11 protein-coding genes are annotated in these 16,622 nt (G+C 53.5%); all 11 read left to right on the top strand.

Annotated elements, in window-relative coordinates:
- Positions 1–310 precede the first annotated feature (310 nt).
- Positions 311–3,328: a T9SS type A sorting domain-containing protein gene (locus KF749_02860; GenBank protein ID MBX2990089.1), complete on the top strand. Its 3,018-nt coding sequence runs from the start codon at positions 311–313 to the stop codon at positions 3,326–3,328.
- Between the two features lie 64 nt (positions 3,329–3,392).
- Entirely contained in the window at positions 3,393–3,914 is a 522-nt protein-coding gene (locus KF749_02855; GenBank protein MBX2990088.1) for a hypothetical protein, read from the top strand.
- A 640-nt stretch (positions 3,915–4,554) separates the two neighbouring features.
- Positions 4,555–5,283 (top strand): iron-sulfur cluster repair di-iron protein, encoded by a 729-nt coding sequence (gene ric / locus KF749_02850; GenBank protein MBX2990087.1) that lies wholly within the window; start codon positions 4,555–4,557, stop codon positions 5,281–5,283.
- Positions 5,284–5,556: 273 nt separating this feature from the next.
- Complete coding sequence (locus tag KF749_02845) at positions 5,557–6,777, top strand: radical SAM protein (GenBank protein MBX2990086.1); 1,221 nt, start codon at positions 5,557–5,559, stop codon at positions 6,775–6,777.
- Positions 6,778–6,814: 37 nt separating this feature from the next.
- Positions 6,815–8,284, top strand: a complete 1,470-nt coding sequence (locus KF749_02840; GenBank protein MBX2990085.1) for a tyrosine phenol-lyase — start codon at positions 6,815–6,817, stop codon at positions 8,282–8,284.
- Between the two features lie 503 nt (positions 8,285–8,787).
- A complete protein-coding gene (locus KF749_02835) occupies positions 8,788–9,246 on the top strand; it encodes an Rrf2 family transcriptional regulator (protein ID MBX2990084.1) in 459 nt (152 codons plus the stop codon).
- 115 nt (positions 9,247–9,361) lie between these two features.
- Positions 9,362–10,240: a cytochrome c gene (locus tag KF749_02830; protein ID MBX2990083.1), complete on the top strand. Its 879-nt coding sequence runs from the start codon at positions 9,362–9,364 to the stop codon at positions 10,238–10,240.
- Positions 10,233–13,877 (top strand): nitrate reductase subunit alpha, encoded by a 3,645-nt coding sequence (locus KF749_02825; protein MBX2990082.1) that lies wholly within the window; start codon positions 10,233–10,235, stop codon positions 13,875–13,877. The genes KF749_02830 and KF749_02825 overlap by 8 nt, the downstream gene beginning before the upstream one ends.
- 11 nt (positions 13,878–13,888) lie before the next feature.
- Complete coding sequence (gene narH / locus KF749_02820) at positions 13,889–15,379, top strand: nitrate reductase subunit beta (GenBank protein MBX2990081.1); 1,491 nt, start codon at positions 13,889–13,891, stop codon at positions 15,377–15,379.
- Entirely contained in the window at positions 15,379–15,921 is a 543-nt protein-coding gene (locus KF749_02815) for a molecular chaperone TorD family protein (GenBank protein MBX2990080.1), read from the top strand. The genes narH and KF749_02815 overlap by 1 nt, the downstream gene beginning before the upstream one ends.
- Positions 15,918–16,619, top strand: a complete 702-nt coding sequence (gene narI / locus KF749_02810) for a respiratory nitrate reductase subunit gamma (GenBank protein MBX2990079.1) — start codon at positions 15,918–15,920, stop codon at positions 16,617–16,619. The genes KF749_02815 and narI overlap by 4 nt, the downstream gene beginning before the upstream one ends.
- Positions 16,620–16,622 lie beyond the last annotated feature (3 nt).

The following is a 16,622-nucleotide window of genomic DNA, read 5'->3' as shown; positions in this document are numbered from 1 at the left end:
GTGGATGTGAAAGGGCTGGTTGTCTTGAAGTAAGGAGCAGCAGAGATAAATCTGAACCATGAGAATTTTCAGGAGGAGGTTTGCCGTGAATCGTGCGTGTGCTAACATCGTTCCTGCCGAACGGTGGAAGATCATTGTCTTCGGTCTCTTGTTCTCTCCCGCCGCGCTTACCGCTCAGGATACTGCAAGGTTCGTTGGCTTGGGATTTCTGCCGGGGTCGACCATCAGCAACGCTAGCAATGTATCTGCTGATGGTCGGGTGGTTAAAGGGAATTCAATTAACCCGTTTCGATGGACTGAATCTGGGGGAATGGTTGCTCTTCCTGTCTATCAAAACCAATCGTGGTTTGCACAAGGTGTTTCAGGCGACGGCTCTCTTATAGTCGGGTATAATCCAGCTAATGCAATTCGTTGGGTAGGGGGAAGTCTCACCGTCCTCGCAATACCTCAAAACTGGAATTTTGCATGGGCGCGTAAAGTTTCAGATGATGGTTCAGTGATTGTGGGAATGGGGAGCAATGCCGACAATCGTTATGAAGCATTGATGTGGATTAATGGTTCACCGCAACCCCTTGGTTATCTCGCCGGAGGCAATTCAAGTGTTGCGACTAACATATCACCAGACGGCTCGGTCATTGTTGGTGATGATAGATTGTACTATAGTCCTACTGAACCCTATTCCGTTGCATTCAGGAGAATCAATGGTGGCGGGCTTCAGTCGCTGGGAACCGGTGGCTACTACGGGAGCACGGCAAACGGTGTCTCGGAAGGTGGAGCGGTCATTGTTGGTTCGCTTACCGCCACCCTTGGTGGGTCACCCATTGCGGCGCGATGGACGCAGGCAGGTGGATGGGAAGTTCTCCAGGGTGTAACAAGTCCCAGTCGTGCCTTCGACGTATCTGCCGATGGCAACACCATCGTCGGCACATTGGGAAATACAAGGGCATTCATCTGGGACCCGGATTCCGGTGCGCGGGATCTTCAGACTGTGCTGGAGAATGAATATAACCTCAACATTGCAGGGTGGACGCTCACCAGTGCCACGGCAGTGGATAGTTCGGGTTCTGTCATCGTTGGATATGGGAACCACGGTGGTTTCCAGGAGGGATGGTGGGTCAGGTTGCCTGGCCTCCGCATCACGGAGCCTCGCGCAAACAGGCGATGGATCGCCGGACAGAAAGACACGATCACATGGAGTGGTGGCAAACGGGATCAGGTGCTGGAAATCTCCTACAGCGTAGATGGAGGAACCACGTTCGATGTGGTGGACTACGTAGCCAGCGGTGACACGGGAAGATATGTATGGGATATTCCCCGTGACATCCTCTCCAAGAAATGCATGATACGGATCATGGACTTTAATGCACAGAGCATCGTGGACACGAGCGAGGTGTTCAAGATTAAAGGATACGTCCTGACCCGCGACAGCAGCGGACAGTATGAGCCGTTCAGACCCGGGCAGGATCAGTGGGCATTCAGCAATACGCGGTCTGATATGTTCCCGCCCGCATGGTATCAGCAATTCGACTATCAAGGGACCGACCCATTTATCAATAGTCAGTATTCCCAGTGGCAGGGGAATTTTGTTTTTGCAGCGGCGATCTCGGCAGAGTTTCCCGACTGGGTATCGTGGGTGAACACGTTCAGTGTTGATGCCTGTTATGTAAGCACCACATTGGGGATCTACTCACCTACTGCTCTTGCGTGGTGGAATGCCCTGAAGAAACGGTGGTTCGGCTCCTGTTTTGGAATAGCAGTATCAAATGCGCTTGCCTTTTCCTACAGGCAACAATTTCAAAGCACGTATCCCAACTTCCCCCCCTTCCTGGAGCCTGTCACGCTGGCGTCTACTCCGGGCGTCAAGACTGTCGTCAATGAGCTATATACTCACCAGATAGGAGATCCTCACATCACATACACAGTTAGCGTAGGAATGGGAAAGACGCCGACAGAAACTCTGAACGAGCTGAAGGAGATGCTGATCGAGGATACCGGAGTTCCCAGAACGTTGACCATCCGGAAGAACAGTGGGAGTGGAGGACACGCCGTTTTGCCGTATCGCGTGGATCGTGACCCGGTGAATCCAGCCCTCTTCCATGTAAGTATCTACGATAATACATTTCCCACCTCCGACGCCCGAATCTGGCTTGATACCGCAGCAAACGGCGGGAGTGGAACCTGGTTCACCCCGAATTGGCCCACCTGGGGAGGGAACACCGGGATCTTTCTCATGGATCCGGCGGTGGACTATTTGGTCGACCCGATACTGCCGAAGCAAGGCATTCAACACTCGCCTTTCGTTCTTGCCGACACGCAGCTTCAGATTCTCGGTTCAGTATTTGCCTCAACACGGATCAGAGACAGTGTCGGGAACATCACGGGCTATGACAACGACACTGTCTATGCGCAGATTCCCGGCTCAACGCCGCTTATCATGATGGACGGAAGTGAAACGCCGCCGTATGGGTATGTGCTTCCCACGGGAAGGTACTCCGTCAGCATGAGTGACTTCACCGCCGATACCGTCAAGGCGCTCTTCGCAACCGGCAACAAGGTGTTTAGCTACACAAGAAGCAACGCCGCACAGAATCAAACGGACAGGTTGTTCTTTGACAACGGCGTGTCAGTCGTGAATCCCGACCAGTTCGTGAAGTCCGCAAGTCTCGTCACTATCATCAATGAAACCGCGCAAGAGAAACTCTTCTCGCTGCGGTCGCTTGAGCTTGCGCAGAATGACTCGGTGAGAATCGAGAACCCGGATAGCAACAGGTTGAAACTCATCTCCTACGGCCCGGCCAAAGAGTATGATATTGAGCTTCATCATGCCACAGGAACAGGACTCGGCCGGTTTGTTCGTTCTCATGTCTCCTTACCCGCAAACACGTCGCACATCTTCGTTCCTGATTGGAGCGACATCACCCACGGCGACCTCATCGTCTATGTTGATATCGGCAACAACGGGACAATAGACGATACGCTTGAGTTGCAGAACCAAGCCACGGGAATCGGCGACGATCAGGGATCAGCCTTGCCGAATGAATACAGGCTTGAGCAGAACTATCCGAACCCGTTCAATCCAACTACAACGATTCGATATTCCCTCACCCCCGACCCCTCTCCCTCAGGGAGAGGGGAGAAAGGGGTGAGGGTGTTGTTGAAGGTCTACGATCTTCTTGGCCGTGAAGTCGCCACACTCGTGAACGAGGTGAAAGCGCCGGGCAGGTATTCGGTCACGTGGGATGCGGGCAATGTGGCGAGCGGTGTATATTACTACAAACTCATGGCTGGTTCATTCAATCAGGTGAAGAAGATGTTGTTGGTCAGGTAGGTGCCTTGACCGACATCGGAATTTTCCCTGTGATAAGTTCATTCAAAATCAAATGGAGGGTATCATGAAACAACTTCTCTTCCTTGTCGCGTGTGCGTCCTTCGCGTGGATCGGATGCGCGCACGAGTCACCATCAGACGTCGCGCCGAGCGATGGCAACGGCACATTGGCCCCACTTGCGAAGTTCGTCCCATTTAGAGCAGCGCTTCGCGGAAGCGGTACACCACCAGTGCCGAGTCCACAATGTCCTGGTTTGCTTCTTACGGCGCTTACCATTCAAGGAACCGCCACGCACTTGGGACGACTGGCAGGGTCTCAGCATCATTGCCTGAATCCTGCAACAGGTGCATTTAGTAACGGGGAGTTCGAGTACACGGCGGCCAACGGCGATCGGTTATCCGGGACGTACTCTGGCAATTTAGTGCCGAGTGCCGATCCGACTGTATTCGCACTCACGGGCAGCTTTTCGTTCACTGGAGGAACAGGCAGGTTCGCACACGCGACAGGGAGCGGCACACCATCGGGGAGTGTGCAGGTGACAACGGGGGATTTTATCCTCAACCTGGAAGGCAGTATCTCCTATTGAGAGATCTTGTAGGGTCAAAACGTGTCTTTCTTCGGTAGTCCCGGCAGTGTTCTGTTGGGACTACACCCAACGCAATCGAGCGCGCATTGATGTGAAGCATCTGATGGTCTTCGATCGGTGACTCTGGCGTTGGAGAATAAGAGAGGACAGCGCTGGTCAAGCTGAAGAAGGTTCTGAACGACAAGCCCGGTCTGACTCCCTGGCCACGCGCTGCAAATTCTGTTTAATGGAACGGCAGAGCAGTGGGTTCGTGCAAAGGATTTGATGGATAGATGATCAAGCTCAAGTAGAGTACAGGAATAGCCGACGAGAGGTACCACGGGAATCATGGGAAATACAAACGGTCTACCGCTCTATTGTTCGCTCTCGCAGAATAATCCAAGCCGGTTCAACCCGACAATCGGTGCAGTGGGATGCTAGTGCCCCTCCAACTAATTGTTTGTACAGCAAAGGGGCACAGTGCCGTATCCAACATGCAGTTACTGCCGATTTTCGTCTATTCATTTTGTTGGATCGGCCCTAGTGGTGGAGCAAGCGGCGCATATTTCAACAGACTCCAAAGAGGATCCTCTTAGTCTCGATGATGAGCGAAAAATTCTTTGGAAAAAGACATCAACGAATCAGAAAGGAAAATAAATCAATGGAAGCACTGCAAAACACGACAATCAAATCAATTGTTACACGCGACTATCGGACAGCAGCTATCTTCGAAAAATACTCACTGGATTTCTGCTGTAAAGGCGGGGTCACCATCAAAGAAGCGTGCTCAGAAAAACACATCAATGCAGAGTTGGTGCTCGCTGAGCTCGAGCAATTGACAAAGACGTTACCCGAGGAAACGCTCAAGTACTCTGAGTGGCCAATCGACAAACTTGTTGACCATATAGTCAATGTGCACCACAAGTATGTGCGTGAAATGACCCCTGTCATTTACGCGCACACTCAGAAGGTTGCCATGGTGCACGGTCACAACCACCCTGAAGTAATTGAGATTGCTCGTCATTTCGAAGCTGTGGCTTCAGACTTGCAACAGCACATGATGAAGGAAGAACATATGCTCTTTCCCTATATGAAGGCGATTGTTGAGGCAAAACGTACGAACGGCGCATCAATAGCTTCCCCGTTTGGTACCATTCAAAATCCTATTCGAATGATGGAGGCCGAACATCAAGCAGCGGGCGATGAACTGTACAAAGTACGAACTCTAAGCAGTAACTATGTTCCCCCCGAAGACGCTTGCACAACGTATCGTGTGAGCTTTCAGGAGTTACAGCAATTTGAACGAGACCTTCATCAGCACGTTCATCTTGAAAACAATCTTCTTTTTCCGAAGGCAATTGCGCTTGAGCAAGAATTAACGAACTCATAGAATGTCATCAGCCGTCAGTCGAGATCGTAAGCTCACAACCAAGCCAGAACTTCTTCGAACCATCAACCGATTCGAGCGCAGAAAGCAAGACGTGACGCTTCTTTATTTACAGCAAACGATGAGAACCATAACAAGGCCGGTGCTTTGAAGGAGATGCTGGAGCAGCATAGAATACTCGTGCACTCGGGAAAAAAAGTGGAAAACTCAGTTCTGGAGTAGATAAGAAAAAATCAAACCACAATTACCACCAGCAAGAGGAGGACAGTACTCCCCATGACGAACAACGCAATTGTAAATCACCGTGATCTCTACCGTCTGCCCTGGTCGTTACCCGACAACGCCATCTCGTGGCTTGAGCCAACATCAGCGTGCAATCTCGCGTGCGATGGATGTTACCGTGAGAACCTCAGGAACAGTCACAAGTCGTTGGATGTCGTATCGCAGGAAGTGGACCTCTTCCATGAGCTGCGCAACTCCGACGGCATCTCAATCGCCGGCGGGGACCCGCTGATGCATCCGCAGATTACCGATATCGTAAGGCTGGTCGCTGCAAAAGGGTTGAAGCCCATTATCAATACCAACGGTGGGCCATTGACGAAGGAACTCTTGCGGGACCTGAAGAATGCAGGCGTGTACGGCTTCACGTTTCACATCGACAGCAAGCAAGGAAGGCCAAAGTGGAGAGGCAAGAACGAACTGGACATGAATGAGCTACGTCTGCAATATGCGGAGATGGTTGCGGAAGTCGGCGGGCTGTCCTGTGCGTTCAACTCGACGGTGTACGAAGACACGCTGCATTACACGCCCGAACTCGTCGACTGGGCTGCAAAACACATAGACATTGTGCACGTGATGGTGTTTATCCTCTACCGTGCAGCCGCGCCGCAACTTCCGTTCGATTGGTATGCCGGCGGGCAGAAGATTGACCGCAAGAAGCTGGTGTATAGCGAAACGCACGAGCGCAAGATAGATCTAAAATCCACGGATGTGGTCGCGGAAATTCGCAAGCGCTTCCCTGACTTCACGCCTTGTGCTTACTTGAATGGGACGGAGAAACCGAATTCCTTCAAGTGGCTTCTCACAGGCCGCATCGGCACGAAGGAGAAGATGTATGGATACGTCGGTCCCAAGTTCATGGAAGCAATTCAGACTTCCTACCACCTCTTCAAAGGGCGGTATCTTGCATACGCCCAACCGCGCCTGACGAGCATGGGAAGAACGATGCTGCTGCTCTCTGCCATCGATTCAGGCGTGCGCTCGACTGCCGCACACTATCTGACGTCCACGCTGGCTAATCCTGTTCGTCTGTTCAAGGGACTGCACTACCAATCCGTGATGATCATTCAGCCCGTGGATTTTCTGGAGAACGGCTTGCAGAACATGTGTGACGGCTGCCCCGACATGACCCTGTACAACGGAGAGTTGGTATGGTCTTGCCGCATGGAAGAGTTGAAGCAGTTCGGATGTTGGGTGCGGACCGTGCCCCAGTCCTGATCAAGATTCAGACACAACATAAGATGAAGAACAAGTCATGACAAAACGAACAAAAGCCGAACCATACAAGATCAAAATGGTTGAGCCGCTCCGCATGACCACGCGCGACTATCGCGTAGAGAAGATGCGAGAGGCTGGCATGAATACTTTTCTACTCAGAAGTGAAGACGTCTATATCGACTTGCTGACCGATAGCGGAACAAGCGCCATGAGCGATTGGCAATGGAGCGGAATGATGCTTGGGGACGAGGCGTACGCCGGCAGCCGGAACTTCTACAACTTGGAGCGGGCGGTGCAAGAGATGTACGGCTTTCAATTCGTCGTCCCGACACATCAGGGGAGAGGAGCCGAACATATGACGTCGCAGTTGCGCATCCAGCGCGGGCAATTCGTGCCGATGAATATGTACTTCACGACTACGCGCGAACATGCGGAGCGCGCCGGGGGCGTGTTCGTCGATGTGATCGTTGACGAAGCCCACGATCCTCAAAGCGAATTTCCGTTCAAAGGCAACATGGACATTGGAAAACTAAACCGTCTGCTTCACGAGTATGGGGCCAAGGCTATCGCGTACCTTTCTCTCGCGCCTTGCGTGAACATGGCAGGAGGCCAGCCGTTCTCAATGGAGAATCTCAAAGAAGTTGCAGAATGGGCAAAGCCTCTGCGCCTTCCCATCATCTTTGACGCAACACGAGCAGTGGAAAACGCCTACTTCATTCAGCAACGGGAAGTCGGATATGAACACACGCCCGTGCGCGACATTCTGAAGGAGATGATGTCCTATGGCGAAGGATGCACGGTTAGCAGCAAGAAAGACAATCTGGTGAATATCGGCGGTTTCCTTGCGACGAATAACGAGGAGTTCTTCACCAGGGCAAAGGAAATGGTTGTCGTGTATGAAGGTCTTCACACCTACGGGGGGTTGGCGGGACGTGACCTGGAGGCGATTGCCCGCGGTATCTACGAAATGGTCGATGATGAGTACATTGGGAGCCGCGTCCGCCAGGTGGAGTACCTTGGGAACACACTCCATGAGGCCGGTGTCCCTATCGTCCTCCCTATCGGAGGGCACGCTGTCTTCCTCGACGCGAAGCGTTTTCTGCCACACATTCCACAGGATGCATTTCCCGCGCAAACCCTTGCCGCAGAGCTGTACGTCGACGCCGGCGTTCGCAGCATGGAACGCGGTGTTGTTTCGGCAGGACGCGATCCGAAAACCGGCAATCATCGTTTCCCCAAACTCGAACTCGTCCGACTGACGATACCGCGCCGGGTTTACACGAATCTTCACATGGATGTTGTTGCAGAAAGCTGCATCGCCCTATATGAAGAACGGGAGCGCATCACGGGATTGAAAATGGTATACGAGCCGCCGACACTCCGGTTCTTTCAGGCAAGATTTGAAGGCATATGTCCTGACCTCCGCGCGATAGCCACATCGATGACGGAACAACGGGCTACAAGACACCGGCAACGTGCCGACATGCTTCGATCCAAGGAGGAATGAATGAATTCACGCGACAGGCCTTTGCGACTGCGAGTTGACGCATCACGTGGTTCCCGGTGAACCAGACCACGAACACGTTTGACCGAAGTTGGACTTGATCGTACGACTGAGCATTTTCTGTGCGAGAAGGAATTTCTGTGCTGCTGCAAGAGTCTGAGATTTTCAACCTTACCCTCAAGTATCATTGCACACGCGTGCAGTGACTTGCGGGAATGTTCATCATGTTTAACATATAAGGAGGTTCTATGAAGCTCATTTCGAATCTTCGACCTGCAGCCATTGTTATGATGCTGATTGCCAATGGCGTCTTTTCGGATGTGTGTGCGCAACTCGTCGCCCACGACGATAGCGTATCTGTCACGGGGGCTCCTTGTGGTAATGGAAACCCCAACGTAACCTGGCATTTCTACAGAGCTATTGCCCCCCAAGAAACCTTTTCACTCCCCCTTGACAAACGCAGTTTCATATCTTATATTTAAGATAAATAAGTCTGAATAATTCTGATGAGCCTCATCTTTAGCCGTCAATGTGAGTATGCAATCCAAAGTGTGTTGTATCTCGCACTGAAGCCACGGTCACAGATGACATCAATACGAGAGCTAGCGACAGAACTCGATATCCCCTATCACTTCCTCGCAAAAATCCTTCAGGATCTGTCTCGCAAGGAATTTCTCGTGTCGCAAAAAGGTCCATCAGGCGGGTTTGCACTGAGTGTGCCCCCGGAAGATATCACGCTCTTTCACATCGTCGAGGCAGTCGACGGTATCGCATTCACAACAATGTGTGTCCTCGGCTTCTCGGAGTGTACGCCGCAATGTCCGTGCGGGGTTCACGACGAATGGGCGGAATTGCGCGATGCTGTCTACCGTATGCTCACAAGAAAGAACATCGCCAGCATGGCACTCAGCACACGGAAACCCGGCTATCTCAATCGTTTGAAAGAGCACAACGAAACATCTTAACATGACTGTTGCATGGTGCAGAGTGTGATGTACGTGTATTTCAGAGCACGTTATCTGATTAGTGACGGAGAATTGCACCAGTCCAAAGTTCCAGCATCACGAGAGGTGACATCCCATGCCACAACACCCGATTGAGAAGTGGAACATCTTCCCGAAAATCAACCGGCTCGCGGGAATGATCGTATTCCTCCTTGTTCCAATGCAGCTCGCTGCCCAGGATCCCGCAACAGACTACCGCCAGAACTGCATGAGCTGCCACACGATTGGCGGAGGACGCCTGACCGGCCCTGATTTGAAAGACGTTTCGCAGCGCAAGGATCGCGCATGGCTCGCGAAGTTCATGATCGATCCCAAAGCCGTCATCGACAGCGGTGACCCGTACGCACGGCAACTCAAAGAGGAATCCCGCGGAGTCATCATGCCGACGCTGCCGGGAATGACGCCTCAGAGAATTCAGGCCTTGCTTGATCTTATCGAGGCGGAGTCGAAACTTGAGAAGTCGCAGTTTCAGGGAATAAAACTGAGCGAGCGCCCCTTCACTGCCGAGGATGTCGTGATAGGGCACAAGCTGTTTGTCGGAACCGTGAAGCTGAAGAACAGCGGCCCCGCCTGCAATGCATGCCATAATGTGCATGGCCTGTCAGGGTTCGGTGGGGGCGGACTTGCGCCTGATCTCACAACCGTGATGGAACGGTATGGTGGGAGGAAAACCCTTTCAACGTGGCTTACTGCTCCGGCAACCCCGACAATGCAAGCTGTGTTCAAAGCTCACCCCATTGACCCGGAGGAAGTTCTTCCTCTGGTCGCATACTTCCAAAGCACGCTGCAACGCAATCCCGAAGATCCATCAACTGCGCGGCTGAACTTTGTACTGGTCGGACTTGCCGGAGCATTGCTCGTGCTGGCACTGTTCGATCTGATCTGGAACAACCGGCTGCGGTCCGTTCGCCGGGCACTCGTACGCGAAAAACGTCTGGAGGCTGTTCATGAGTAATGACAACAAAATTTCCTGGATTAAGGATGAAGCAAGTGCCGAGTTGCGCAGTTGGGAGGAATTCTACCGGAACCGCTGGCAGCATGACAAGGTCGTCCGCAGCACGCACGGTGTGAACTGCACCGGAAGCTGCACGTGGATGATTCACGTGAAGGACGGCATCGTGACGTGGGAAATGCAGGGGCTCGACTATCCCTCGCTTGAACATGGCCTGCCGCCGTACGAACCGCGCGGATGCCAGCGCGGCATCTCGTTCTCGTGGTACCTCTACAGTCCGCTGCGTGTGAAGTACCCATACATACGCGGCGCGTTGCTCGATCTCTGGCGCAAGGCGCGTGCTGAATACGAAGACCCCGTGGACGCATGGCGCTTCCTCGTCTCCAATCCCGAAAGCAGACAGCGTTGGCAGCGTGCGCGCGGCAAAGGCGGCTTCCGGCGGGCAAGTTGGGACGAAGTTCTCGAAATCATGGCGGCTGCAAACGTCAACACGATCAAAGAGCATGGCCCGGATCGCATCGCAGGGTTCTCGCCGATTCCGGCAATGTCGATGGTGAGCTATGCCGCAGGCGCCCGGTTGATGCAGCTTCTCGGCGGCATATCGCTCTCCTTCTACGACTGGTACTGTGACTTGCCTTCTGCCTCTCCGGAAACATGGGGTGAACAAACCGACGTGCAAGAGTCCGCCGATTGGTACAACGCAAAGCTCCTCGCCGTGATGGGCTCCAATCTCAACATGACACGTACACCCGATTGTCATTACGCCGCAGAGGCACGGCACAACGGCACCAAGATGTACGTCTTCTCTCCCGACTTCAATCAGGTTGCGAAGTACGCCGATCATTGGGTCTCGTTGAACGCCGGACAAGATGGCGCGTGGTGGATGGCCGTCAACCACGTTCTCCTCAAAGAATTTCATCACGAACGCCAGGTCCCGTACTTCATCGACTACACAAAGAAATACACCGACGCCCCGTATCTCGTTGAATTAACGGAAGACGGCGGAGTGTACGAATCCGGACAAATGCTTCGGGCAAACCGCCTTTCGAAGTATGAGAAGGTTGAGAACGGCGACTGGAAGTTTTTGATGTGGGATGAAGATGCGAAAGCACCAAAAATGCCGATGGGAAGCTCCGGATTTCGGTGGGGGGCGGAGAAGGGAAAATGGAATCTTCTGCTGAAGGACGGCATCGATAATTCCGACATCAAGCCCCAACTCACCTTCCTGCAGGATTCAGAGACAACTGCTCCCGTCCGCTTCGATAACTTTGGCGAGGGGAACAGCTTGACGCGTCACGTCCCCGTCAAATCCATCAAAGGAAAAGATGGCAAAAAGATTCTCGTTGCAACGGTGTATGACTTGCTGATGGCGCAGTACGGCGTACCTCGCGGCCTGCAAGGTGAATATCCTTCAGATTACGATGATGAAGAAAAGCCCTATACACCCGCATGGTCGGAAAAATACACAGGCATCGGGCGGAAAGACCTGATTAAGTTTGCGAGGGAATGGGCAAGCACCGCCGAACATACGAACGGCAAGTGTACGGTCATCATCGGCGCCGGAATCAATCACTGGTATCATGCAAATTTGATGTACCGCGCGGCGATTCATGCGCTGATGTTCAGCGGATGCATCGGCGTCAATGGCGGCGGACTTGCGCACTACGTAGGGCAGGAAAAACTCGCGCCGGGCGAATCGTGGGGCGCAATTGCCTTTGCAAAAGATTGGTTCGGCCCGTCGCGTCAGCAAAATGCGCCGAGCTGGCACTACGTGCACACGGATCAATGGAGATATGAGAAGGAGTTCACCGACTACCACACCGTTCCGATGAAGCAACCGGACGGCTCGCTCGCAAAAGGCCACACGATGGATGTGCAGGTGAAAGCGGTGCGCAACGGCTGGCTGCCGTTCTATCCCCAATTCGACAAGAACTCACTTGACCTGGCGCGGGAACTCGAAGCCGCCGGATGCTCGACTCCCGAAGAAATGATCAAGGAGACAGTCAAGAAGCTGAAGAGTCGCGAGCTGAAGTTTTCAGTTGAAGATCCCGATGCGGAAGCGAACTGGCCCCGTGTCTGGTACATCTGGCGCGGTAATGCACTGATGGCGAGCAGCAAGGGGCATGAGTACTTCCTGCGCCACTACCTCGGCACGCACGACAATGCCGTTGCCGGCGAGTTGGCAAAAGATTCCGTAAAGGAAGTTACCTGGCACGACAAAGTCCCGCACGGCAAGATGGATCTTGTTGTTGACCTGAACTTCCGGATGGATACCTCGGCGTTGTACTCGGATATCGTGTTGCCCGCGGCAACGTGGTACGAAAAGGCCGATCTGAACTCCACCGATATGCACAGCTTCATCCACCCCTTGTCGGCGGCTGTGCCGCCGTGCTGGGAGTCGAAGAGTGATTGGGATATCTTCAAGGCAATCGCAAAACAATTCTCCGAACTCGCGGAACGGCACTTCACGGGCCCGGTAAAGGACATTGTTGCTACCCCGCTTGCGCACGACTCGGCCGCGGAGATCTCTCAACTCGACATCAAGGATTGGATGAGCGGCGAAATCGAAGCGATCCCGGGCAAAACAATGCCGGCGCTTGCGGTGGTGTCGCGTGATTACAAGAACGTTTACAATCAGTTCATTTCGCTCGGCCCGAATGTGAGGGCGAACGGTATCGGGGCGCACGGCACGAAGTACGCCGTGGATGATTTCTACGATCAGATGCTCGTCACCGGTCCGACTGCGTCGTTCGATGGCAAGAAATATCCTTCTCTCCAAAAAGATGTGCATGTGTGCGACGCGATTCTCCATCTCGCAACAGTCACGAACGGCGAGCTTGCCTACCGTTCCTACAAGAATATGGAAGAGAAAGTAGGCTTGCCGCTTGTCCATCTCGCCGAAAAGAACCGCGGTACCCGCATCAGCTATCGTGAGTTACAGGGGAGGCCGATGCGGCTGTTGAACAGTCCGATGTGGTCCGGCTTGACGGAAAATGGCCGTGCGTATTCACCCTTTACCTACAACGTCGAGGCGCTTGTGCCGTGGCGGACACTGACCGGCCGCCAGCATTTCTATCTCGATCATCCGGGATACATCCAGTTCGGAGAACATCTTCCCACGTACAAACCGAAGCCGCTACCGACACAGTATTCGGACTTGCAGTTCTCGACCGATGGCGGCAAGACGAAGATGCTGAATTACCTGACGCCGCATGGCAAGTGGCATATCCACTCGACATACGGCGACAACCAACGGATGACGACACTTTCCCGCGGCATCGAACCTTTCTGGATGAACGATAAAGATGCCGCGGAACTCGGCATCAACGATAACGATTGGGTTGAAGTCTATAACGATCACGGTGTTGTCGTTACGCGTGCGGCTGTCAGCGCCAGAATACCACGGGGCATCTGCATCATCTACCACTCGCCGGAGAGAACCTACTCGGTTCCGAAATCGCCGATGCGCAATAACCGCCGCGCAGGCGGACATAACAGTCTTACACGCACGCGCCTGAAGCCCAACCTGATGGTGGGTGGATACGGACAGTTCACGTTCCACTTCAATTATTGGGGCCCGACAGGCTGCAACCGTGACACGCACATTCTTGTGCGGAAACTTCCCGAGTTACTCTGGTAGGAGATCAAACAATGAACGTACGCTCACAGATTTCGATGGTGTTTCATCTCGACAAGTGCATCGGCTGCCACACGTGCAGCATTGCATGCAAAAACATCTGGACGGACCGCAAGGGGACGGAGTACATGTGGTGGAACAACGTCGAGACAAAGCCCGGCACCGGGTTCCCGACAAAGTGGGAGGATCAGGACAAGTATCGCGGCGGCTGGGAATTGAAAGACGGCAAGCTGCAGCTCAAATCCACCAGCAAGGCGAAGACGCTCACAAACATCTTCCATAATCCCTCCATGCCGAGCATGGATGATTATTACGAACCATGGACCTATAAGTACGACGAGTTGTTCAACGCACCGGAAGGTTCCGACCAGCCGACCGCCCGCCCGATCTCGATGGTGACGGGAGAGTATATCAATGTTGAATCGGGCCCGAATTGGGATGATGATCTCGGCGGCTCGCCCGTGTACGCGGAAAGCGACCCGAATCTGAAGGGCTTGACGGAAGATCAACGGCAGCAGTTGTTTGCCATCGAACGGCTTGTCTTCTTCTACTTTCCCCGTATCTGCAACCACTGCCTGAACCCGAGCTGTGTTGCTGCGTGTCCTTCGGGCGCATTGTACAAGCGAGGCGAGGACGGCATTGTGTTGATCGACCAGAAACGTTGCCGCGGTTGGCGCGCATGTGTCGCCGCGTGTCCGTACAAGAAAACGTTCTACAACTGGTCAACGGGCAAGTCAGAGAAGTGCGTGTTGTGTTATCCGCGGCTCGAAACAGGACAGGCGCCAGCGTGCTTCCACTCATGCGTCGGGCGCATACGCTATCTCGGTGTGATGTTGTATGATGCTGATCGGATCGAGGAGGTCGCAAAGCTCCCCGATGATCAACTGATCGACGGCCACCGTTCGCTCGTCCTGAATCCGCACGACCCTGCAGTGGTTGCGGGGGCGCAGGCGAACGGCATCCACGATTCCGTGATTGAATCGGCGCAGGCATCGCCCGTTTACAAATTTGTGAAGGAATGGAAGCTCGCATTGCCGCCGCACATCGAGTTCCGCACAATGCCGATGCTCTACTACGTTCCGCCCATGTCGCCTGTGATGGCCAACCGCGGCGATGACACCGTGAGCAGCGTTTCAGAGGAATTCTTCCACGACATCGAGCATTCGCGTGTGCCGCTGCAGTTTATGGCGAATCTGTTCGGCGCGGGACATCAGGGCAAAGTGGTCTATGCGCTGAAGAAGCAAAAGGCTGTGCGAACCTACCGCCGCGCAAAAACCGTCGGCGACATTCCGATGGAGACTGCCGAAAAGATGCTCCGTGAAGCAGATTGCTCGATTGAACAAGCCGAAGCCATCTACAATCTTACATCACTCTGTACATTCGATGATAGGTTTGTCATTCCGCCGATGCATCGTGAAGAGGCGATCGAGATGATGCGTGACCCGGCGGAGCACAAAACGGCAGTCGGATTCGGATTCATGGAACCACCGAAGCGAGGTCTCTGATGACACACTACGCGCAAGCACTTGACGGACTCGCCACCATCCTCTCCTATCCCGGCGAAGACTACAAATCCCGCGTGGCGGAGTCCCTGCAATTCATTGCGGCACATTCCGACGCGGAGGAGATGGTGGGAAGACTGTATGCATTCTCGAAAGCAATCGAAGGACTGAACAAGGGAGAGATGGAGGAACTCTACACACGCACGTTCGATATCAATCCCGTCAGCAGTCTCGAAGTGGGTTGGCATCTCTATGGCGAGACGTACGAACGCGGGGCGTTTCTGGTACAGATGCGGAATGTGCTCAGAAGGTGCGGCGTTGAGGAGTCTACTGAACTGCCCGATCATCTCACCTCGGTGCTTCACGCAGTGGGGAGAATGGAGCGTAGTGAAGCGGAAGAATTCATCCCCTCCCGCGTTCTCAAAGCGATGGCGAAGATGCTCGAAGGGTTTGCCGGGCAGGAAAACCCCTACGAACATGTCCTTGTGAGTGTGCAGTTGATGCTCACAATGATGATACAAACTCATGAAGGAGTAGAGTCATGATCAGCACGGGCCCTTTTTTCCTCGATCAGATTTTCTTCATCGTCTTTCCGTACGTGGCGGTGATTCTCTTTTTGCTCGTCTCAATTCGCCGCTACCGGACCGAGGCCTTCACATTCTCGAGTCTCTCATCTCAATTTCTTGAGAACAAACAGCATTTCTGGGGGCTCGTGCCGTTTCACTTCGGCATTATCACCGTTCTCTTGGGGCATCTTATTGCTTTCCTGTTCCCTCGCGAAGTGCTGGCATGGAACAGTGTTCCGCTCCGTCTGTACATCCTCGAAGCATCTGCCTTCATCGCGGCGCTGTTGACATTGATCGGGCTTGGTGCGCTCATCTTCCGTCGTATAACAGACCCGAAAGTCAAAAAAGTGACAAGCTGGGCAGATTGGGTTGTGTTTGCGAGTTTTGTGGTGCAGATCCTGAGCGGCATTTACGTGGCAATCTTTCACAGCTGGGGCTCGTCATGGTTTGCCTCTCTGGCTGCACCCTATTTGTGGTCGCTCGTCACGTTGAGTCCCGACATCACCTATGTGACGGCAATGCCGTGGATGGTGAAACTGCACATCGTCAGTGCGTGGCTGATGATTGCCTTCGCTCCCTTCACGAGGCTCGTGCACATTCTTGTGGCACCGAACCCCTACTTCTGGCGGAAGCCGCAAGTCGTCCGATGGTATGCATTGCTGCGCAACAAGGCATAATTC

It is taken from the genome of Bacteroidota bacterium (assembly GCA_019637975.1).
GTDB lineage: Bacteria > Bacteroidota > Ignavibacteria > UBA10030 > UBA6906 > CAADGV01.
The sequence above is the reverse complement of the archived record's forward strand: the minus strand, read 5'-3'. Positions and strand labels throughout refer to the sequence as shown.

Coding starts and splice junctions, on each gene's coding strand:
- KF749_02860 (MBX2990089.1), top strand. CDS start 311: ATGGTTGCTCTTCCTGTCTATCAAAACCAATCGTGGTTTGCACAAGGT.
- KF749_02855 (MBX2990088.1), top strand. CDS start 3,393: ATGAAACAACTTCTCTTCCTTGTCGCGTGTGCGTCCTTCGCGTGGATC.
- ric (MBX2990087.1), top strand. CDS start 4,555: ATGGAAGCACTGCAAAACACGACAATCAAATCAATTGTTACACGCGAC.
- KF749_02845 (MBX2990086.1), top strand. CDS start 5,557: ATGACGAACAACGCAATTGTAAATCACCGTGATCTCTACCGTCTGCCC.
- KF749_02840 (MBX2990085.1), top strand. CDS start 6,815: ATGACAAAACGAACAAAAGCCGAACCATACAAGATCAAAATGGTTGAG.
- KF749_02835 (MBX2990084.1), top strand. CDS start 8,788: ATGAGCCTCATCTTTAGCCGTCAATGTGAGTATGCAATCCAAAGTGTG.
- KF749_02830 (MBX2990083.1), top strand. CDS start 9,362: ATGCCACAACACCCGATTGAGAAGTGGAACATCTTCCCGAAAATCAAC.
- KF749_02825 (MBX2990082.1), top strand. CDS start 10,233: ATGAGTAATGACAACAAAATTTCCTGGATTAAGGATGAAGCAAGTGCC.
- narH (MBX2990081.1), top strand. CDS start 13,889: ATGAACGTACGCTCACAGATTTCGATGGTGTTTCATCTCGACAAGTGC.
- KF749_02815 (MBX2990080.1), top strand. CDS start 15,379: ATGACACACTACGCGCAAGCACTTGACGGACTCGCCACCATCCTCTCC.
- narI (MBX2990079.1), top strand. CDS start 15,918: ATGATCAGCACGGGCCCTTTTTTCCTCGATCAGATTTTCTTCATCGTC.